At 69.3% G+C, this 20,720-nt stretch carries 13 protein-coding genes; 8 read left to right on the top strand and 5 right to left on the bottom strand.

The features are described from left to right. Window positions 1-39: 39 nt before the first annotated feature. From LY13_RS00355 to LY13_RS00385, 7 genes are read left to right on the top strand one after another with little or no spacing between them, the layout of a single operon-like run. A complete protein-coding gene (locus LY13_RS00355) occupies window positions 40-5,985 on the top strand; it encodes a non-ribosomal peptide synthetase (RefSeq protein WP_253826080.1) in 5,946 nt (1,981 codons plus the stop codon). Beyond that, window positions 5,982-9,254 (top strand): ACP S-malonyltransferase, encoded by a 3,273-nt coding sequence (fabD, locus tag LY13_RS00360; protein WP_253826081.1) that lies wholly within the window; start codon window positions 5,982-5,984, stop codon window positions 9,252-9,254. Before LY13_RS00355 ends, fabD begins: the two co-directional genes overlap by 4 nt. Next, window positions 9,251-10,333: an acyltransferase domain-containing protein gene (locus LY13_RS00365; protein WP_253826082.1), complete on the top strand. Its 1,083-nt coding sequence runs from the start codon at window positions 9,251-9,253 to the stop codon at window positions 10,331-10,333. Before fabD ends, LY13_RS00365 begins: the two co-directional genes overlap by 4 nt. Beyond that, entirely contained in the window at window positions 10,330-11,193 is an 864-nt protein-coding gene (locus tag LY13_RS00370; RefSeq protein ID WP_308216237.1) for a 3-hydroxyacyl-CoA dehydrogenase family protein, read from the top strand. Before LY13_RS00365 ends, LY13_RS00370 begins: the two co-directional genes overlap by 4 nt. Beyond that, complete coding sequence (locus LY13_RS00375; protein ID WP_253826083.1) at window positions 11,190-11,477, top strand: acyl carrier protein; 288 nt, start codon at window positions 11,190-11,192, stop codon at window positions 11,475-11,477. The genes LY13_RS00370 and LY13_RS00375 overlap by 4 nt, the downstream gene beginning before the upstream one ends. Further along, window positions 11,458-12,603 carry an acyl-CoA dehydrogenase family protein gene (locus LY13_RS00380; protein ID WP_301298252.1) on the top strand — a complete coding sequence of 382 codons (1,146 nt, stop codon included), beginning with the start codon at window positions 11,458-11,460 and terminating at the stop codon, window positions 12,601-12,603. The genes LY13_RS00375 and LY13_RS00380 overlap by 20 nt, the downstream gene beginning before the upstream one ends. Continuing rightward, window positions 12,600-13,664 (top strand): HAD-IIIC family phosphatase, encoded by a 1,065-nt coding sequence (locus LY13_RS00385; protein WP_253826085.1) that lies wholly within the window; start codon window positions 12,600-12,602, stop codon window positions 13,662-13,664. Before LY13_RS00380 ends, LY13_RS00385 begins: the two co-directional genes overlap by 4 nt. A 12-nt stretch (window positions 13,665-13,676) precedes the next feature. Here the strand turns inward: LY13_RS00385 and LY13_RS00390 are convergent, their stop codons facing one another. The 5 genes from LY13_RS00390 to LY13_RS00410 form a co-directional block, all read right to left on the bottom strand. Beyond that, on the bottom strand, window positions 13,677-14,330 hold the full coding sequence (locus tag LY13_RS00390; protein WP_253826086.1) for an O-methyltransferase: 654 nt from the start codon (window positions 14,328-14,330) through the stop codon (window positions 13,677-13,679). A 251-nt stretch (window positions 14,331-14,581) separates the two neighbouring features. Next, entirely contained in the window at window positions 14,582-15,529 is a 948-nt protein-coding gene (locus LY13_RS00395) for a hydroxyquinol 1,2-dioxygenase (protein WP_253826087.1), read from the bottom strand. Window positions 15,530-15,589: 60 nt separating this feature from the next. Then, window positions 15,590-17,410 (bottom strand): FAD-dependent oxidoreductase, encoded by a 1,821-nt coding sequence (locus LY13_RS00400; protein WP_253826088.1) that lies wholly within the window; start codon window positions 17,408-17,410, stop codon window positions 15,590-15,592. Window positions 17,411-17,542: 132 nt separating this feature from the next. Next, window positions 17,543-18,469, bottom strand: a complete 927-nt coding sequence (locus tag LY13_RS25830) for a helix-turn-helix domain-containing protein (protein WP_253826089.1) — start codon at window positions 18,467-18,469, stop codon at window positions 17,543-17,545. Between the two features lie 52 nt (window positions 18,470-18,521). After that, a complete protein-coding gene (locus tag LY13_RS00410) occupies window positions 18,522-19,508 on the bottom strand; it encodes an AraC-like ligand-binding domain-containing protein (RefSeq protein ID WP_253826090.1) in 987 nt (328 codons plus the stop codon). A gap of 231 nt (window positions 19,509-19,739) precedes the next feature. On the opposite strand from LY13_RS00410, the gene LY13_RS00415 reads away from it, so the two are divergent. Next, entirely contained in the window at window positions 19,740-20,693 is a 954-nt protein-coding gene (locus LY13_RS00415; protein ID WP_253826091.1) for a VOC family protein, read from the top strand. Window positions 20,694-20,720 lie beyond the last annotated feature (27 nt).

Below are 20,720 nucleotides of genomic sequence, written 5' to 3' on the forward strand. Positions count from 1 at the left end.
CCAACACGATCCATCATGAACCAGGGGAGAGGAGTCCGGATGTCTCTGGACGAGCAGGTCGGCGCGGGCCGGGACAAGCTGTCACCGAAGAAGCGTGCGCTGCTGGCGAAGCTGACCGGTAGCGCTGACGACGCCGTGCCGGTACCGCGCGTGGGCGGGATTCCCCGCCGTGATCCGGACAGTCGTCCGCCACTGTCGTTCGCGCAGCGGCGGTTGTGGTTCCTGGATCGCATGGTGCCGGGAAGCCCCGCATACAACGTCGTGATGACGTTCGCGATCAGCGGACCGCTGCGAACCGACGTCATGGGGAGGGCGGTCGCGGAGATCGTCCGCAGGCACGAGGCACTGCGGACCACGTTGCCGGACGTCGACGGTGAGCCGTACCAGCTGGTCGCCGACGAGCTGGAGATACCGGTTCGCACCCACGACGTCCGTGACGCGCCGGACACCATCGACGACCTCGTCACCCACCACGCGCGGGAACCCTTCGACCTCGCCGAGGGCCCACTGCTCCGAGTCGAGCTGTTCCGGACCGGTGACGAGCACTGGATCGTGTTCCTCAACGCACATCATGTCGTCGTCGACGGGTGGTCGCTCGGCCTGTTCTGGGAGGAACTGCTCACCATCTACGACGCGTTCGCGGACGGCAGACCGTCGCCGTTTCCCGAACTGCCGATACAGTACCCGGACTTCGCCGTCTGGCAGCGGGAACACCTCGCGGGTGATCGGCTGGAGACACAGTTGGCGTACTGGCGCGAACGCCTCGACGGGCTCGCCGAACACCTCGAGCTGCCGTTCGACCGGCCGCGGCCCGCAGTGCAGACCTTCGAGGGTGACGGTACGGAGCTCGTGTTTCCCGGGCGCGTCCGCGACGGCCTTCAGGAACTGGCGCGACAGCGCGGAGTCGGCCTGTTCACGGTGTTGCTGGCCGCGTTGAAGGCACTGCTCCACCGCTACACGGGGCAGGGCGACATCGCTGTCGGCTCACCCGTGACCAACCGGACGCACGTGGACGTCGAGCCGCTCATCGGGTTCTTCGTCAACACCCTGGTCCACCGCACGGAGGTGGTGGGCGACGACCGTTTCGTCGACCTCGTGGAACGGGTCCGCGACGGGGTGGCGACGGCACAGCGGCATCAGGAGGTGCCGTTCGAAGCCATCGTCGAGACGCTGCGTCCCGAGCGGTACCTGAGCCAGAATCCGCTGTTCCAGGTGTGCTTCAACTTCCTGCCCGCCCGGCCGATGCGTGCGCCGGCCGGGTTGACCGTCGAACGTATCTCGGGCGTACGCAACAAGACCTCGAAATTCGACCTCTGGATCAGTGTCGTCGACCGTGACGACGACCTGCTGGTCGAAGTCGAGTACGACTCGACGGTCTTCGACCGCGGGACGATCGACCGGCTGCTCGCCGGCTACCGGGAGCTGCTCGACGCCGTCGTCGACTGCGCGGATGTCCGGATCTCCCGGTTGCCGGTGATGACCGCCGAGGACCGGAAACTGGTCGAATCCGACTGGGGTGGGCGGTCGACGAACGACCCGGTTCGCCCCGAACTGTTGCATGAGTTGATCACTGCCCGCGCGAACGAGGCCCCGGACAGCGTCGCGGTCACCGACGGAACCGCTGAGCTCACCTACGGCGAACTGGACGCCCGCGCGAATGCGCTCGCCGCGGCCTTGCGGGAGCGCGGGGTGAACCGCGGCACGCTGGTGGCACTGTCGGCCGAGCGGTCCGCCGACCTCGTGCTGGGTGTGCTGGGCATCCTGAAGGCCGGTGGGGCGTACGTGCCCGTCGATCCCGCCTACCCGGCCGACCGCATCAGGTACCTGCTCGCCGATAGCGGTGCGACCGTCCTCGTGACGCAGCGCCACCTCGTCGACAGTCTTGCTCGTGCGGACGTCGAGATCGTGACCGTGGACGGCCACGTCGAGGCCGGTGACCTCGGGCGGCTTCCCGGGGCGGGCCCGCACGACCCCGCGTACGTGATCTACACGTCCGGGTCGACGGGCAAGCCCAAAGGCGTGATGGTCAGTCATGCCAACGTCACACGGCTGTATTCCGCGACAGACCACTGGTTCCACTTCGGGCCGGACGACGTGTGGAGTCTTTTCCATTCGGCAAGTTTCGACGTGTCGGTGTGGGAACTCTTCGGTGCGCTCACACACGGCGGCCGGCTCGTGATCGTGCCGTTCACTGTCTCGCGCTCACCCGAGGAATTCCTCCGGTTGCTCCGCAGCGAACACGTAACGGTGCTGAGCCAGACGCCGCTGGCGTTCCGGCACCTGATGGAGGCCGAAGAGAACGCACCGCCCGGTGAGCTCGCACTGCGCCTCGTGGTGTTCGGTGGTGAGAACCTGGACGTCACTGCGTTGAAGCCGTGGTTCGACCGGCACGGCGACACCAGGCCGAGGCTGGTCAACATGTACGGCATTACGGAGACGACCGTGCACGTCACCTACCGGGAGATCACACGCGCGGACGTCGATTGGCCGTCGGCCGGCTCACCCATCGGCCGTGCCATGCCGGACCTGTCGGCACGGGTGCTGGACGTGTACGGCGAGCCGTGTCCCATCGGTGTCCGGGGGGAACTCCATGTCGGCGGTGACGGCGTGACGTCGGGATATTTCCACCGGCCCGAGCTGACGGCGCGGCGGTTCGTCGAGGGCCCGCACGGGCGCGAGTACCGTTCCGGCGATCTGGTCCGCTGGTTGCCGTCGGGTGAACTGGAGTACCTCGGCCGGGCCGACCAACAAGTGAAGATCCGCGGACACCGGATCGAGCTCGGCGAGGTCGGCGGGGTACTGACCGAACATCCCGCCGTCCGGGAGGCGGTGGTCCTGCCGGACGACGACGGTACGCGCCTGATCGCCTACGTGATCCCCGACGACGAGCGTCCGGAGCCCGGCGGCGGAGGCGACCGCGGCGTGGAGTGGCGTGACGTCTTCGAGCGGGTCTACGACGAGGCGGCGGATGTTGACGGCGACTTCGACACTCGCGGTTGGGTCAGTAGTTATACGGGCCGCAACGTGTCCCCGGTCGATATGTGGGAATGGGTGAGCACGACGGTCGAGCGCGTGCTGTCGTTGGCTCCGCGCCGGGTCCTCGAAATCGGTTGTGGTACCGGTCTGCTGCTGTCCCGGGTCGCTCCGCACTGCGACGAGTACCACGGCACGGACATGTCGGAGGTAGCCATCGGGAACCTCCGTGAGACGGTGGCCTCGAAGCGCCCGGATCTGGCCGCGGTCGGCCTGTCGGTTGCCGCCGCTCACGAGCTCACCGAGTTCGCCACCGGACGGTTCGATACCGTCGTGATCAACTCGGTGGTCCAGTACTTCCCGGACCCGGCCTACCTGCGCGAGGTGGTGGAAGGCGCGCTTCGGGTGGTCGCACCCGGTGGTGCGATCTTCCTGGGCGACCTCCGCGCCCTTCATCTGCTCGACACGTTCCACGTTGACGTCGAACTCCGCCGGGACATCGACCGCAGCGTGTCACAGGCGCGGGCTCGCGCTCGGTATGCGCGCGCACAGGACAGGGAGCTGCTCGTGGACCCGGCCTTCTTCCACGCACTTCGGCTGGAGCTGCCCGGGATCGGCAGGGTCGAGTCGCAGCTGCGTAAGGGCGAGCGCGACAACGAGATGACACGCTACCGCTACGACGTCGTGCTTCACGTCGGTCCCGAGGTGGAGCAGCGGGTCCCGGACACGGTGGTCGACTGGGTCGACGGCGTGACGGCCCCGTCGGACGTCGAATCGCTCGTGCTCGACGGGGACCACGACGCCGTCGCGGTGCGTGCGGTCCCGAACGCTCGGCTCGCCGACGTGGCGGGGACATTGGCGGAGCTGCAGGTCCGTGGCGACGACGAAGCGGCGCCGGTCGTGTCGCCGGCCGGCAGCACACCCGGGGTGCATCCGGACCTGTGGAGCTCTCTCGCACGCCGACTCGGCCGGGTCGCGACCGTCACCTGGACCCCCGGTGCGCCCGACGGTCGGTACTCGGTCGTCGTCTCCGATCCGGCCACCAGTGGGCGATGGGTGGCCCATGCGGCCGGGGAGGCCGTCAGCATCGGTGACACCACCACCGATCCCGCCTTCGCCAACGCCGCGGCGGCCCTGGCGCCGCGGTTGCGCGCTCATGTGAAGGACCGGCTGCCTGAGTACATGGTGCCCTCCACGTTCGTTCCGCTTCCCCGATTCCCGATCAACGCGAACGGCAAGCTCGACAAGAACGCGCTCCCGGCCGCGCCACTCGACGTATCGACCAGCCAGGAGGCGGCCGACGGGGTTCCGGACACGGCCGCGGAACGGATGCTGGCCGAGATCTGGGAGGAGGTGCTCGGCATCGCCCGAGTCGGCACCAGCAGCAACTTCTTCGAGCTCGGCGGCGATTCCATCCACACGATCCGGGTGGTCTCGGCGGCGCGAAAGCGCGGTGTCGAACTCACCCCCCAAATGCTGTTCCAGCACGACTCGCTGCGTGACCTCGCGGCGGCCGTCGCACCACCGGAGACGAGTGAGGGGCACCACGATCGGCGACCCCCGCAGCGGGTCCGCGGGCGAGACCGGCAGGAGATTCTCGCTGACCCGGCGCTGGAGGACGCCTATCCGCTTGCGCCGTTCCAGTCCTGGGCCCTGCGCACTCTGCTCGACCATCCGTCGGCCGGCGCGTTCCAGGTGCACCGGCTGACGCCGATGCCGCGTGGCATGGTCGAGCCCGAGGTCTTCCGTTCCGCCGCTGTTGCGTTGGCGCGTGCGTACCCGGCGCTGCGCACGTCGTTCGTCTGGGAGGGTATGGACGAGCCGCTGCAGGTGGTTCACCGTGACCCGCTCGTCGAGTTCGAGCACGTGGACTGGCGGCATCTCGCTCCGGACGAACAGGACGCCGCGCTCGAGAAGCACCTGAAGCAGGATCGGGAACGGGGCGTCGACCCGGGCGTGCCCGGGGGCCTACGGTACTTCGTCGCAGACGTCGACGACGACCGGTGCCTGATGGTCGCGAGCCTGAGCTATCTGTGCCTGGACGGCTGGTCGTACGACATCATCGCCAACCAGTTCGACGCGGTCATCGGCGACCTGCTGGCGGGTCGTGAGCCCGACCCCGCTCCGAGCCCGCCCTATCGCGAATTCGTCGGCGGACTCGACGCGCGCGACCACGGTGCCGAGGCGGCGTACTGGCAGAAGGTACTCAGCGGGATCGACTCACCGATCGAGATGGCGTCCCGGATTCCGGGCAACGAGGTCGCCTCTGCGACCGGGTACGGCAGGCAATGGATCGACTTGCCTGCCGACCTCTCCGCCCGGGCACGTGCATTGGTCCAGCAGCGACGGACCACCCTCAACGTGTTCTTCCAGACGGCATGGGCGCTCACGGTCGCCGCGTTCGCCGGCGACGAGCCGGGTACCGACGTCGTGCACGGCATGCTGCTCAACGGCCGGTCGTCCGGTCCCGAGGGGGTCGAGCGAATTGTGGGCACGACGCTGAACATCCTGCCCTTGCGTACGCGCGTCGACGGTGCGGAACCCGCGGTGCACTTCCTGCGCCAAGTCATGGGCGAGGTGGTCGCATTGGGAACGCACGAGCTCACCCCGCTGCACGAAGCGCTGGCCCACGGCGAAATGGGAGCCGGCACGCTGCCGTGCGAGAGCTACCTGGTGTTCCAGAACGTCGGCATCGACACCTCCGAGCGATTCCCACCCGGCTACTACGTGACGCGTATGGGATTTCCGTTGCGGGTCGACGTCTTCCCGACGAGCACGATGACCGTGCACATGTCCTATTACCGCGACCGGTTCTCCGACGACGCCGTCGTTCGACTGCTGGGGGCGTACGAAGCGGCCGTTCGGGCTCTCCTCGACGGTATCGACGGGCCGGTTGTCGACGTGCTGTGCGCCGCCGGTCGAGCACGCCGCCCGTCGGCTTCGCCCACCGGTTTCCGGGAAGGCGAGTTCGTCGTCAACGACGTCCTGGCACTCGGAGGTGAAGACCTGTGACCGGCCCTGTCGTCTTCCTGCTCGCAGGCCAGGGCAGCCAGCACTACCAGATGGCGTCGCAACTCTACCGCGACGAGCCGGTTTTCCGTGCGGAGCTCGACCGCCTCGACGCCATCGTGGCCGAGCTGAGTGGCCGTTCGGTCGTTCAGGAACTGTACGGGGCGGGCAAGTTCACCGACGAGTTCAACGACACGCTCCTGACCCATCCGGCGATCGTGATGGTCGAGCTCGCCCTGGTGGAGTTGCTCCGTGCCGACGGCATCGAGCCGGACATCCTGCTGGGGTCGAGTCTCGGGGAGTTCACGTCCGCCGCTGTCGCCGGGGTGCTCACCGTTCCGGAGTGCCTCGAGCTGGTCGTCGGACAGGCCCGGTCGCTCGAAGGTCTGCCACCCGGCGGAATGCTCGCCATCCTGGCCGACCCGGGACTGTACGAACGGGTGCCGGAGCTATGTGAGGGAACGGATCTCGCCGCGCGGAACGGCCCCGGGCATTTCGTCGTGTCCGGGGCGGAAGAACAGCTCGTCGCGGCGGAGGTGGCGCTGAGTCGAGCGGACGTGCCCTGCCAGCGGGTCGCCGTGGAGCACGCGTTCCACTCGCGCCTCCTCGACTCGCGGCGGCAGGCGTTCGACGAGGCGGTGAGCCGGCTCGTGTTCCGGCGGCCGCGCGTCACGCTGGTGTCCTGTGCGACCGGGGACGTGATCGCACAGCCGGATCCGGAGCACTACTGGCAGGTCGTGTCCGGGCCCATCGAGTTCGAGAAGGCCGTGCGCGGCCTCGAATCGCGGGGTGCCCACCGGTACGTCGACGTGGGGCCGTCGGGAACCCTGCACAACCTCACCGCGGCCCTTCTGGGGCCGGAACGCGGCCGTTCGTACCCACTGCTGAGCGTCGTCGGCCAGGACGACCGGCTGCTCGCGACCGTGCGCGAGCAGCTGCGGCCGCACCCGACGAGTCCGCCGGCCGCAGCGGGTCCTCGGCGGTCCCTCGCGAAGGAGAAGACGCCTATGAAGGTCTACGGTTTTCCCGGACAGGGCTCCCAGTCGCAGGGCATGGGAGCCGACCTGTTCGACAGGTTTCCCGACCACGTCGGCACGGCGGATGCGGTGCTCGGCTATTCGATCCGCGAACTGTGCGAGCGCAACCCCGAAGGCAGACTTCGACAGACGCAGTACACGCAACCCGCTCTGTACACCGTGTCGGCGCTGGCCTACCTCGCGCACGTCGACGACGATCCTGTTCCGCCCGATTTCGTCGTGGGGCACAGTCTCGGCGAGTACGCCGCCCTGTTCGCCGCGGGCGTCGTCGATTTCGAGACAGGACTGCGGCTCGTCGCGCGGCGCGGTGAGCTGATGGCGCAGGCGCCCGCAGGAGGCATGGCTGCGGTGGTCGGCTGCGACCTGTCGACGATCGAGCACATCGTCTCCGAGATCGACGACCTTTACATCGCCAACGTCAACGCGGCCGACCAGGTGGTGCTGTCCGGGTCCGACACAGCCATCGACACGGCGAAGCCGCTGGCCGAGCAGGCGGGAGCGAGGTTCGGCCGACTGAGAGTCGGCGGTGCACTGCATTCACCGTTCGTGTCCGCGGCGGCCGAGGAGTTCGGCCGGTTCGCGCGGACGTTCGAGCTTGCCGAACCCCGCGTTCCGGTGATCGCGAACGTTGATGCACGCCCGCACGACCGGGCGACGATGGTGGAGCGGCTCACCCGTCAGATCGACAGCCCGGTGCGGTGGCTCGACACGGTGCGCTACCTCCTGGCGCTCGGCGACGTCGACTTCGTCGAGCTCGGGCCGGGCCGCGTGTTGCGCAAACTCGTCGCCAAGATCCGCGAGCAGGAAACCGTCCGGGAACCGCAGACCCGGCCCCGGGAGACCGCACGCCCCGCGGAGGACGCAGCCGTCCCTGAGGTGTCCACACCGTCCGCATCTTCGTCCCCGCACCGTGGCGAGCCGGCGCACGCGGTCAGCGTTTCCCAGGCCACTACGGCGGCTGCGGCCGCCGATGCGCCGGCCCCGGCGGCCGGGGCCGGCGCATCGTTCCGGAGGCGATACGGTCTGGACCACGCCTGTGTCGCCGGTTCCCTCTACGGTGCCGTGTCCGGTGTTGACATGGTGACGTGCCTGGCGCGGGCCGGGGTGCTCGCCTTCTACGGCGCGGGGGGTACGGGTCTCGGCCAGGTCGAGGAGGACCTCGGCAAGATCGGCGCCGACCTGAGTGGATCGCGGCCGTTCGGTGCGAACCTCCCGTATTCGTACGGCGACCACGAGCGGGAGCTCGCGCTGGTCGACCTCTATCGCCGATTGGGCGTGGACACCGTTGAGGCGTCCGGTCACCTGGAGATCTCGCCCGGCGTCGTCAAGTTCCGACTCACCGGCGGATCGGTCATCGCGAAGGTGAGCCGTTCGGACATCGCCCGACAGTTCCTTGAGCCCGCTTCGCCGGAGATCGTGCGATATCTGCACGAGAACGGCCACCTGTCCGACGACGAGGCGGCGAGAGCGGAAACGCTGCCGGTGGCCCGCGACGTCGTCGTGGAGGCCGGTTCGGGCTGGCTGAGCGGCGCGGCCACGCTTCCCACGTTGTTGCCTTCCGTGGTGCGGCTTCGCGACGCGATGCAGGCCTACGCCGAGCCCGTGCACGTCGGCGCGGCCGGTGGGCTCGGAACTCCGGAGGCTGTTGCCGGTGCCTTCTTCATGGGCGCAGACTTCGTTCTCACCGGCTCGATCAACCAGTGCACGGTCGAGGCGGCGACGAGTCCCGTCGCGAAGGACATCCTGGCAGGCCTCTCCGTCCATGACGTCGACACCGCGCCGTGGCCCGACCTGTTCGAGCTCGGCGGACGCAACACCGTGGTGCGGAAAGGCCTGTTCTATCCGGCCAGGGCGAGCAAGCTGTACGAGCTGTGGCGTGCCCACGACAGGTTCACCGACATCGACGCGGCGACTCGTGACCAGATCGAGCGCAACTATCTGCGCAGGCCGTTCACGGACGTTCTCGCCGACGTCGGTGCGAGCGGCGATGCGAAACAGGACATGGCGGAGGTGTTCCGCACGTACTTGTCGGGAGGACTCGCCTTGGTATGGGAGGGGGATCCGGGTCGCCGGGTCGACTATCACCTGCCGTGCGGCCCCGCTATGGGCGCGTTCAACGACTGGGCGCGTGGCACCCCGTTCGAGGACTGGCGCGCACGGAACGTCGACACCGTCACCGTCGAACTGCTCCGGGCTGCGGGTGCGCTCCTCGACCACCACGGGATGAGCCGATGAGCCCCGGGGTCGTCGGCCACACGGAGCCCGGGTACCGCGGGGTCGCAATGGTCTTCGCGGGCGCGGGCGGTCAGTGGCGTGGCATGGGCGCGGGTCTGTGGGACGAATCGCCGGTGTTCCGGGAGACCGCGACCGCGTGCGCCGACGCGTTCGCCCCCTACATCGACTGGTCCCTGACGGACGTGTTGTGCGGTGTACGCGGGGCCGCGTCGATGAACCGGCCCGACGTCGTGCAGCCGGCCCTGTTCACGTTGATGGTGTCGGTGGCCGCCGTGTGGCGCTCGTTCGGCGTGTACCCGGCCGCCGTCGCAGGTCACTCCCAAGGGGAGATCGCGGCCGCGCATGTCGCGGGAGCACTGTCGCTCGACGACGCTGCGCGCGTGGTCGCGTTGCGCAGCCGGCTTATCGCCGAGCGGCTCGTGGGCACCGGGTCGATGCTCTCTGTGCCGCTGTCGGTCAAGCTGGTCGAAGAGCGACTGGCCGATCACACCGGTGTGCTGGCCGTCGCCGCCGTCAACGGGCCGTCGGCGACGAGCGTCGCCGGCGATGTCGACGCGATCGAGAAACTGTTCGCGGAGCTGGTCGACGACGACGTCCGAGTGGCTCGCATCGCCTCGGACTTCGCGGCTCACTCTCCGCACATCGACGCCATCCACGCGCCCCTGCTCGACGCACTCGGCGGCATCCGCCCGCGCGCGGCGGGGATTGCGTTCTGTTCGTCCGTGACGGGCGATCTCGCCGAGCCCAGGTCGCTCGACGCGCCGTACTGGTACCAGAATCTACGCGGCCGGGTGGAGTTCGAAGCCGCCGTGCGCACTCTGGTTCGGCTCGGATACCGGCACTTCGTCGAACCGTCGTCGCATCCGCTCCTCACGGCACCGATCGGTGACATCGGCAGGGACGTGGGTGCGGACGTCGCGGCGGTCGGCTCGCTGGCGATGGGCGAGAGCGGTCTGCGGACCCTGACCGACTCGATCGCGACCGCGGAGAGACACGGCGTCCTGGTCGACTGGGAGGGCGCCCGCCGAGCGGGCCACCGGAACGTGGTCCCACCGCACCGTTCGAAGGAGCATCCGTGACAGAACAAAGTGGCGACCACCGGATCACGGTCCTGGGGGCGGGGACGATGGGCGTCGGTATCACCGCCGTGGCCGTCGGGCACGGCGTACCGGTCACCGTGGTCGATGTCGACCAGACGGTGCTGGAGGCGGCCCGGAACCGAATCCGGGCCGAGCTCCGGTTCGCCCGGATGATGGATGCGTTGCCCGAGGGGGAGCGCGGTGACCTGGTGTTGACGACGGCCGTCGACGACGGAGCGGACGCCACCGCCGTGATCGAAGCCGTCACCGAGTCGGCCGAGGTGAAGGCCGAAGCGCTGGCGGGAGCCGCCACGGTCGTGACACCGGGTACGCCGCTCGTGTCCAACACGTCGTCGATCCCGATCGACGAACTCGCCGATGCGGTCTGCCGCCCCGGCGACGTGATCGGTACGCATTTCATGAACCCGCCGTACCTGATTCCGCTGGTGGAAGTGATCCGGGGACGACGTACCGACCGGGCGGTCGAGACGACGCTGATGTCACTGCTGTCGGCGATCGGCCGTACCGGCCGGGTAGTGGGGGACAGCCCGGGCTTCGTGACGAGTCGTGTCCTGCACCCGATGATCAACGACGCGATCCGGGTCGTGCGTGAAGGCACGGCGGATGCGGAGACCGTCGACGCATTGTTCGAGGGTTGCCTCGGCCATCGGACGGGGCCGCTGCGGACGGCCGACCTCATCGGACTCGACAATCTCGCGGATTCGCTGCGGGTCCTGCACCAGCGGACCGGTGACGAGGGCTGTGCGCCCGACCCACTGCTTCTCGACAAGGTCGAGGCAGGACTGTTCGGCCGGAAAACGGGCCGAGGTTTCTACAGCTACGGAGGAGACGCATCATGACCACCACGCCCCGGCCCGTCGACCCGGCGTCCGACGAGGTCGCCGAGCGCATCTCGCGGTTCGTCGCCGAGCACACCCGGACCTCGTGGGAGCACGACACCGACCTGTTCGCCACGGCGGGCCTGTCGTCGATGTTCGCGATGGAACTCGTGGTGTTCCTCGAGAAGAATTTCGACATCGAGATCGCGGGTCCGGACCTGAAGCTGGCCAACTTCCGCACGATCGAGCTGATGGCGCAGCTGGTCGCCCGGCTCCGCGAGTCCGATGAGGACGCTCGTGGCTGACCCGGCCGCCGCCGTGCTCGCCGACGAGTCCATCGGCGAGGCAGCGGGCGAGTGGGATGCCGCCGGTGTCGTACCGGACGACGTCGTCCGTACGTTCGCGTCGCGCGGCCTGCTGTGCGCGCAGGTACCCACGCGTTACGGCGGCCTCGGGATGTCGAGTCATGAGGGAGGCGAGTTCACCGCGTACGTCGGTTCGCGGTGCAGTTCGTTGCGCAGCATCATGACGTCACAGGGAATGGCGGCGTGGACGATTCAGCGGACGGGTGATCGCAGGCAGCGCGCGGAGTTGCTGGGGCGGTTGACGAGTGGGGAGACCGCGGCCGTGGCCTTCAGCGAACGGAACGCGGGTAGCGACCTGTCGGCGATGGCGACCACGATCGAGCTTGACGGCGACACCGTGGTGGTGACCGGCGAAAAGGTGTGGATCACTGCCGCGACCTACGCCGATGTGATCGTCGTGTTCGGGCTGTTCGATGACGGTATGGGCGCGGTGGTCGTGCCTGCGACCGCCCCGGGGGTGTCCGTCGAGCGCATCGCCGAGCCGCTGGGTTGCGCGGCAGCGGGTCACGCCGTCGTCCGGCTCGACAGGGTTCGAGTCCCGGCGCGGGCTCTGCTCGGGGGAGGGGGGCAGGCACCCTCGCTGCTGACCGCGTACGCCCTGGCATCGGGGCGGATGTCGGTCGCCTGGGGCTGCGTGGGCATCCTCCGCGGCTGCCTCGCCGCCGTCAGCGACCACGTGCGGCAACGCGAACAGGGTGGTGCGGTGCTCGCCGAGCATCAGCTCGTGGCGCGTCACGTCGCGCGGTTGCACGTTGCGGAGCGGACGGCGACGCGGATGTGCGCGCACGCGAGCGAGTGCTGGGATGCGGGGTCGCCGGACGCCGTGTCGGCGACGGTACTGGCGAAGTATGTGAGCGCGCGGGGTGCGGCCGACGGGGCGTCGGACGCCGTTCAGCTTCTCGCGTCGGCCGGAGCAGGAAGCCACCATGTCGTGTCGCGTGCGTATCGCGACGCGAAGTTGATGGAGATCATCGAGGGCAGCAACGAGATCTGTGAACTGTTGTTGGCCGAGCACGCGCTCGCGGGGTCGGCTCGACCGGCGGGAGCGACGGGAGTGAGCGTATGACGACGACGGTGAAGTGCCTGGTGTGGGATCTGGACAACACGCTGTGGCAGGGGACGCTCCTCGAAGATGACGAGGTGGTCCTCTCGGAGGAGATTCGTGCGGTGATCACCGAGCTCGACAGCAGGGGGATCCTACAGGCCGTGGCGAGCAAGAACGACCACGAGCACGCGTGGGGGCGGCTCGAGAAGCTCGGCGTGTCCGAGTACTTCGTGCTGGCCGAGATCGGCTGGGGACCGAAGTCGGCATCGGTACGGACCATCGCGGAGCGGCTGAACTTCGCCGAGGGGGCCGTCGCGTTCATCGACGACCAGCCTGCGGAACGTGCGGAGGTCCGGTACCACCTGCCCGACGTGCGGTGTTTCGACGCTCCGGACGCGGCGCGCCTCACCGCGCTTCCCGAGTTCAGCCCCGCTCGGCGGACGATCGATTCGGGCAGGCGCCGGGAGATGTACCAGGCGAACTTCCGGCGTGACGCCGAACGTGCCGAGTTCACCGGTCCCGACGAGGATTTCCTGCGTTCGCTCGACCTGGAACTGCAGATCCTCCGCGCCGGGGAGTCCGAACTGAGCCGGGTCGAGGAACTGACGGTGCGGACCAGTCAGATGAACGCGACCGGCGTGCCCTACTCCGACGAGACCTTGCGGGGATTCATCGCGGACCCCGGACACGAGGTGCTCGTCGCCACGCTGCAGGATCGCTTCGGCACCCACGGCGCGATCGGTGTGGCACTGCTGGAGACCGGGCAGGCGGCGTGGCGCCTGAAACTTCTGGCGACGTCATGCCGCGTCGTGTCGTTCGGGGTCGGCACGGTGATCCTCAACTGGTTGGCTGACCAGGCCGCGTCCGCGGCCGTCCACCTGCTCGCGGACTTCCGCCGCACCGACCGCAACCGGATGATGGAGATCGCTTATCGGTTCGCGGGGTTCGACGATGCCGACTGCGCTTGCCGTCGGGTGACCGGCGCCGCAGGCGGCGACGGTGTGGAGCTGCTGCACCTGGAGGCCGAGCGGCGGGAGCCACCCGACACGATGCGTCTGCTCACCCCAGACCTGTCGGCGTGACCGGATCGCAGGCTAGCCCGCCTTGCGGGCGAGAGTGATGCCGTCGGCGACCGGCAGGACGCAGCTGTCGACCCGGTCGTCCCGGCGAACGCGTTCGTTGAGTTCGCGGACGGCCACCGTGTCGGCGTCCTGTGCGTCCGGATCGGCCACTCGCCCGAAGAAGAGCGTGTTGTCCACGACGATGAGGCCGCCCGGGCGAAGCAGAGTGACCGAGCGATCGTAATAGGCGGCGTAGTTGCGCTTGTCGGCGTCGATGAACACGACGTCGACGCTGCCGGGCTCGAGTGTCTCCAACGTGCCGAGGGCGTCGCCGAGCCGCAGGTCGACGAGATGGTCGACGCCGGCCTTGCGCCAGAAATCCGCACCGATGTCGGTGACCTTCTTGCTGATGTCGCACGTGATCAGGCGACCGGACCGCGGCAGCGCACGCGCCATGGCCAGGGTGCTGTAGCCCGTGAAGGTGCCGAGTTCCAGCACCGTGGTCGCCCCGGTGAGCCGTACGAGGAACGCCAACAGTCGGGCCTCGCTCGGTGGCACCTGCATGGCGGTGCCGCCCGGGAGTTCCGCGGTCAGCTCGCGCAGTTCACGGAGAAGGTCGTCCTCGGCCTCCGAGATGTTCTCGATGTAGGCGAGTATTGCACTGTCCGCGGTGATCTGGGTGGCCATGCGGAGCACTCTAGTGCGTGTGCCCGCAGCGGACCAGACGTCGCTGTGTCTTAAGAGGACGGACCAGCAGGAATACCGCTGTACGACCGCCGGAGTGTAACTGTTTCCCGCTACGGCCGGCGGTCCTACGTGCCGCGGACGTCCGAAATCAGTGCTTCGATGTCGATTCGATCGTGGCCTCCTGCGAGGATCTCACGTGTGTCTCCCGGGCACGCGACGGAACGCGATCGGGACGCGCGCGACGAACTCCGCTAGGCGTCGGTGTCGCCTGCGGTCGTGTCCGGGGCCAGGACGATGTCGAACCGGGCCTTCGTCCACGTGCGGTCGCCGAGGTCGCGGCCGTCCGGGGTGGGCGCGCCGGGTTCCTGCCTCTCGAACCGTTTCACCAGCGACTCCTTGACGCCGAACACCGAGTCGCCGATCTCCAGCTGCGGATCACCCTCGACGAAGATGTGCGTGACGAGGGTGCGCAGGTTCGGCGCGGTCACCATGAAATGCAGGTGCGCCGCTCGGACCGGTGACCGTCCGGCGGCCTCGAGGAGTCGTCCGACCGGGCCGTCGTGCGGGATCGGATACGGCGTCGGCGTCAGGCACCAGAACCGGAAACTGCCGTCCGCCTCGGTGAACAGGTGCCCGCGGCCCGCGACCCGCCCGTCGTCGTACTGCACGTCGTAGAAACCGTCCTCGTCGGCCTCCCACACCTCGACGCGCGCACCCGGAACCGGCGTGCCGTCGGTGTCACGCACGGTTCCCTCCACCCAGCACGGCTCGCCGGGTGCGCCGCCCGCGATGTCACCGCCGTTGCCGACCAGCGGCGCGTCGTCGACGAAGAACGGGCCGAACACGGTGGCCTCCGTGGCATCGCGGCAGGCCTCGTTGTTGACGGCGATCGTCTGCATCGACGCACCGAGCACATCGGACAGCAGGATGAACTCCTGGCGCTTGTCGTCGGTGATGTGTCCCGTGGCGGTCAGGAAGTCGATCGCCTGCTTCCACTCGTGCTCGGTGAGGCGGACGTCGCGGACGAACGCGTGCAGGTGTCGGGTCAGCGACGCGAGCACCTCGCGCAGCCGATCGTCGCCCGCGCCTGCGAACGAGGCGACGACCTCCTCGGTCAACCGCTCCTCGATCCTGCGCTGCTCGTCCGGCACCCCGCGCCTGCCGGATGCCGCAGGCGACGAGTCCTCGGTCGTGGTCATACGTCGGCTCCTTCTCGGTTCGGCCCGGTGTCGGTGCGTTCCACGGCGGCACCGGGCGGCTCAGGTGGTGGCCTGCGAGGCGGTGCGGTCGAGGATCCGGCTCAGCACGGCGACGAGCTCGCGCTCGGGGTCGTCGACGAGCCGGTGACTCCGCCAGGCGACGTGCTTGTCGGGTCGCACGAGCACCGCACCGTCCTCGGCCACGCCGCACAGCTCGGCCCAGTCGAAGTACAGGTCGGTCACCGCGCGGCCCGGCCCGATCACGACCGGCTCGACCGGTACCCCCAGGATCTCCGCGGCCTTGTGCGCGGCGGCGGCCCACGGCTCGCCCGTGACCCCGGTCAGCAGTGTGAACCCGTCGTAGCCGACGAGGTCGTGGGTGGACAGTTTCCGCTTCCCGTCACCGACCCACGCGTGTGGCAGGCGCACGCCAGGGTCGGTCGAGGGTTCGTAGTACAGCTCCGGATCACGCGCCGGCGCCCGCCGCGCTGTGCCGTCGCCGACGACGGCCGCCGACACCGCGGGGTCGTAGAACTGGCCGAGCTCCACGCCGTGTGCGTTGAACTCGTAGTTCTTCAGCGCCATCGCCTCGCGCACGGCGGCGCGTTTCGCCGCACCCTCGGGGGTGTCGTCCTTGCGTTCCTCCAACCGCGCCCGCATCTGCTCCGCGTCGGCGGCGGTGTCGAGTCCGAGCGCGGAGAAGAGCGCACCGAACTCGCGGGCGGAGGTGTTGGCACGCACCACGATCTGCCGAGCCACGGGCGCCCGTTCGGCGGTGTACGTGTCGAGCAGGCCCGGACCGGCGCGGCCCTGCAGCACCGCCGCGATCTTCCACGCGAGGTTGTACGAGTCCTGGACCGACGTGTTGGAACCGAGCCCGTTGCTCGGCGGGTGCTTGTGGACCGCGTCGCCCGCGCAGAACACCCGGCCGCGCTGCAGGTTCGTGGCGTACTGCTCGTTGTTGCCCCACAGCGAGACGCCGGTGATCTCGACCTCCAGCTCCGGGTCGCCGACGAGCTCGCGCACGATCCGTACGGCGTCCTCGTCGGTCACGTCGGGCGGCCCCTGCTCGATGTCGTAGCCCCACACGATGAGCCACTCGTTCCACGGGCGCACCATCCGCACGAGACCGGCGCCGATGCCGCCGACGTCGGCGCCGGGGCGGATCACCCAGTACAGCACCGAGGGGCGGTGGCCGCAGAGCTCCGAGAGGTCGGCCTTGAACGTGATGTTCATCGACCCCGCGATGTCCATGCGCCCCTCGTACGGCAGGTCGATGTCGGCGGCGACCTGCGAGCGCGCGCCGTCGGCGCCGATCAGGTAGCGCGCGCGAATCGTGTACTCGGTGCCGCTGAAGCGGTCGAGCACCCGGACGTGCACGCCCTCGTCGTCCTGCGTGTGGCCGAGGTACTCGGTGCTGAACCGCGTCTGCGTGCCACGCACGGTGGCGGCGCGCACCAGGGTCGGTTCGAGATAGGTCTGCGGGATGTCGCAGGGCAGCGACGGCGAGGCGAGTTCGTAGTCGGCGCGGCGCGCGGGATGGGTGCCCCAGGTGAGGATGCGGCCGATCTCCTCACCGGCGATCGCGGTGCAGAAGACGGTGTCGCCCATCAGGTGGTGCGGTGTGGCATCCGCGAGGACGCGGTCCTCGATGCCCATGTCGCGGAAGATCTCCATGGTCCGCTGGTTGGTGATGTGGGCCCGCGGTGTGTTCGCCGTCCAGCGGTACTTGGTGATCATCGTGTTGCGGACCCCGAGCGTCGACAGGAACAGCGCCGCGGACGCGCCCGCGGGCCCCGAGCCGACGATCAGCACGTCGGTCTCGATCACGGCGGTGGTCGGCTGCGCGGTCTCGGAGAGTCCGTCGTCGAAAGTCACCATGGGTCACTGGCCTCCGTCGTCGGCGCCCGGCCTCGTCGCCGGACCGTGGCCGACACGGTGCCACCGGCGGCGTGCGGGACGGTCCGTCTCGTGCGCGGATGGCGGAAACGAGCAAAAAGCCGGACGGGTGTGTCACCACGGACGGGCGTCGCGGCGGTCGCGGAGCGGTGTCGTGCCGAACCGCGCCCGATAACTACGGGAGAAGTACGCCTGCGACCGGAACCCGTGGCGCGCGGCGACGTCGGCGAGCGTCTCCGTACGTGCGGCGGGGTCGGTGACGACCGCGCGTGCGGCGTCGAGGCGCGCGGCGAGGACGACCTGTGGCACGCTGTGCCCGGTCTCGGCGAACACCCGGGACAGCTGGCGCTCCGACACGCCGACAGCGCGGGCGATCCGACCGGCGGACAGCTCCGGGTCGGCCAGGTGCCGGGTGATGAACGCCCGTGCCGCGGCGCGGTGACCGGCCGAGGCGGGCTGGTCACCCACGAGCGCCGGGAGCAACGCGAGCACGTCCGCCTCGAGCGCCGCCCGTTCGCCCGCACCGCGGAGCGCGGCGGCGACAAGCGAACCGAGGGCGTCGCCGTAGGGGGAGCCTGCGCCCACGAGCCGTGGCCGCGTGAGTTCCGAGCGGCCGGTCGTCTCGTGCAGCACGTTGCGGGGTGCCTTGACGACGAGCTCGGTGAGCCCTTGCGCGAACCCGCGGCGGAACGGCCGGTCGGCGTCGCACACGAGCGCCTGCCCCGGTGACACCAGTTCGCGGCCGTCGCGGTGGTGGAACCATCCTGCGCCCGCCACCGCGAGATAGACGACGACACCGTCGCCGGGACACGCCGCGATCCGCGCGGCGTCGCGGTCGACGACGTGCGGCGAACCGGTGACCCTGGCCAGTTGCAACCGGGGGAGCGTGAGGTTCAGTTCGGTCCCGACGAACGGCGTGTCACCCGGCGGGTGGGCGCGGAGCCCGAGGAGCGAACGCCGGTTGTGGTCCTCCCACGCGGCGAGCCTGCTGGATTCGGGCACGTCGCCGGTGTGGAAACGGGTCGGGCCGGACACGGTCACGGGCGTCCTCCGTTCGCGGGCGGCCGGGCGGATCGGCGTGGGAAGTGGCCGTTCATTCGGGGCCGGCGGCGTCGGCCAGTGCGTTCCTGCGGAACTGCGCGGGGGTCAGACCGGTTTCGCGTTTGAAGACCTGCCCGAAGTGCGAGGGCCCGGTGAAGCCCCAGCGCGCGCCGATCGCCGACGCCGGCACCTGCGCGAGAGCCGGGTCGGCGAGGTCGAGCCGGCAGCGTTCGATGCGGCGCTGTCGGATGTACCGCGCGACCGTGGTTCCGGTTCGTTCGAAGAGCGCGTGCAGCGAACGAGGGGACAGGAAGTGGGCCGCCGCGATCCGCCCGGGGTCCAGGTCCGCGTCGGACAGGTGCGCGTCGATGTGGTCCAGGACGCGTTCGAGCTGCTCCTCGTCCCGCCTGTGCGGGGGCGCGTGGCTGCCGAGTTCGCCCAGCAACATGGTGCCGACCAGGGTCATGAGCGAGTGCACGGTCGTGTGCCCGTGGACGCCGAGGGATTCGAGGTTGCGGTTGACACCCAGGATCGTGCTCCACACGGCGTCGTTGAGCCCGGGATCGCACGCCATCGGCCGTGCGGTGAGCTCGGCGAGGCGGTCGCCGTGGTGCGAGGCGACCGCCGTTTTCGGGAAGCGGATACACGTCGACCGGTAGTCCTCACCGACGGTGAGCACCGCGGGCCTGCTGGAGTCGTAGAGAGCGAACAGGCCGGGTTCCAGCGCGGCGGTCCGGTCGTCCTGCTCGATGCGGATCCGCCCTTCCAGCTGCAGGGTGAGCACGTAGAACCCGGTGTCGTCCTCGCTGATCGTCCGGTGGTCGCGGTAGGCGGCGTGCGGGCCCGAGGTCATGTCGATGAAGCTGACCCCGTGCAGGTACCGCTCGCGGACCGTGCCGGTGAACCGGTCGGGCCGGGCGCAGTCGAACTCGAACCGGAACACGCTGCGCCGGACGGCGTCCTTCCAGGACGGGAACGTGACCGGGCGGGGCGACGGCCCGGTCACGGCGAACTGCTCGGTCAGCGACGTAAGTGACATCGTTGTCATCTCCACAGCTGGCGACTGCACGTCGTTCCGGCCACAGTACCCAGCGGCCGTGCCGTGCACCATGGCCGAGCCGCGGGCGGCCGGTCCTCCGCAGGTGAGCGGTGGTGCGCGGGTTCGACATCGTCGTGCGCTCTGACGTCACACGCCGGCGGGCGGGCGTTCCTACAGTTCGCCTCAGCCGGAGTTCTCCGTGTGGATTTTCTCAGTGTGGAGGAGCCATCGATGACATACGTGACAGGGTCGCACCACGTGACGCTTTCCGTGGCCGACGCCCAGGAAGACGTCGATTTCCACGTCAAGGTCCTCGGGATGCGTTTCATCAAGCGCACCGTGCTGTTCGACGGCTCGCTGCCCGTCTACCACCTGTACTACTCGAACGCCGCAGGCGATCCGTCGAGCGTGGTGACGACGTTCCCGTGGGCGCAGGCCGGGTTCTACGGCAAGCGGGGCACCAACCAGGCGCGTGAGGTGCTGCTGTCGGTGCCGGACCACTCGCTGGACTTCTGGTACGACCGGCTCACCGGCCACGACATCGAGGTGGCCAACGTCGAACGGTTCGGCAAGCGCAGGCTCGCGTTCCGCCACCCCTCGGGCATCGAGTACGTGTTCGTCGGCAACAGCGGCGACGAGCGGATCGGCCACCCCGGTTACGGCGTGCCGCAGGAACACGCGATCCACGGCATCCACGGCGTGGGCGTGCACATGGCCACGCCCGACCGCATGGTCGAGTTCGCCGACGAGTCGTTCTTCGCCACCGGCGGGCTCGCCGAGGAGGGCTCCGTGCTCGGGATGCAGATCGGCGACGCCAAGCACGGCAACCACCTCGAGATCACGGTCAACCGCAGCGACGACCAGGGCACATGGGGGTACGGTGCCGGCACCTACCACCACTTCGCCTGGAACCTCGACACGCTCGACAACCAGGACGCGGTGAAGTTCGGCATCGAGGGCCGCGGCTACACCGACATCTCCGAACTCAAGGACCGCAAGTACTTCAAGAGCGTCTACGTCCGGACGCCGAGCGGCGCGCTGTTCGAGCTCGCGGTCACCCACACCGACGGCGGGTGGACCTGCGACGAGTCGCCGCACGAGCTGGGCAGCCGGTTCCAGCTGCCGGAACAGTTCGAACACCGCCGCGACGAGCTGCTCGGCAGGCTCGAACCGATCGACATCTGAGCCGCGGCCTTCGGACAAGCGTGGAGG

Origin of the sequence: Prauserella aidingensis, assembly GCF_024171865.1 — a bacterium.
Lineage (GTDB): Bacteria > Actinomycetota > Actinomycetes > Mycobacteriales > Pseudonocardiaceae > Prauserella > Prauserella aidingensis.

What these genes read in the sequence shown, in the direction of transcription:
- LY13_RS00375 (WP_253826083.1), top strand. Translation starts at nt 11,190, where the DNA reads ATGACCACCACGCCCCGGCCCGTCGACCCGGCGTCCGACGAGGTCGCC.
- LY13_RS00385 (WP_253826085.1), top strand. Translation starts at nt 12,600, where the DNA reads ATGACGACGACGGTGAAGTGCCTGGTGTGGGATCTGGACAACACGCTG.
- LY13_RS00400 (WP_253826088.1), bottom strand. Translation starts at nt 17,410, where the DNA reads ATGGTGACTTTCGACGACGGACTCTCCGAGACCGCGCAGCCGACCACC.
- LY13_RS00415 (WP_253826091.1), top strand. Translation starts at nt 19,740, where the DNA reads ATGACATACGTGACAGGGTCGCACCACGTGACGCTTTCCGTGGCCGAC.
- LY13_RS00380 (WP_301298252.1), top strand. Translation starts at nt 11,458, where the DNA reads ATGAGGACGCTCGTGGCTGACCCGGCCGCCGCCGTGCTCGCCGACGAG.
- LY13_RS00410 (WP_253826090.1), bottom strand. Translation starts at nt 19,508, where the DNA reads ATGTCACTTACGTCGCTGACCGAGCAGTTCGCCGTGACCGGGCCGTCG.
- LY13_RS00365 (WP_253826082.1), top strand. Translation starts at nt 9,251, where the DNA reads ATGAGCCCCGGGGTCGTCGGCCACACGGAGCCCGGGTACCGCGGGGTC.
- LY13_RS00395 (WP_253826087.1), bottom strand. Translation starts at nt 15,529, where the DNA reads ATGACCACGACCGAGGACTCGTCGCCTGCGGCATCCGGCAGGCGCGGG.
- LY13_RS00355 (WP_253826080.1), top strand. Translation starts at nt 40, where the DNA reads ATGTCTCTGGACGAGCAGGTCGGCGCGGGCCGGGACAAGCTGTCACCG.
- LY13_RS00390 (WP_253826086.1), bottom strand. Translation starts at nt 14,330, where the DNA reads ATGGCCACCCAGATCACCGCGGACAGTGCAATACTCGCCTACATCGAG.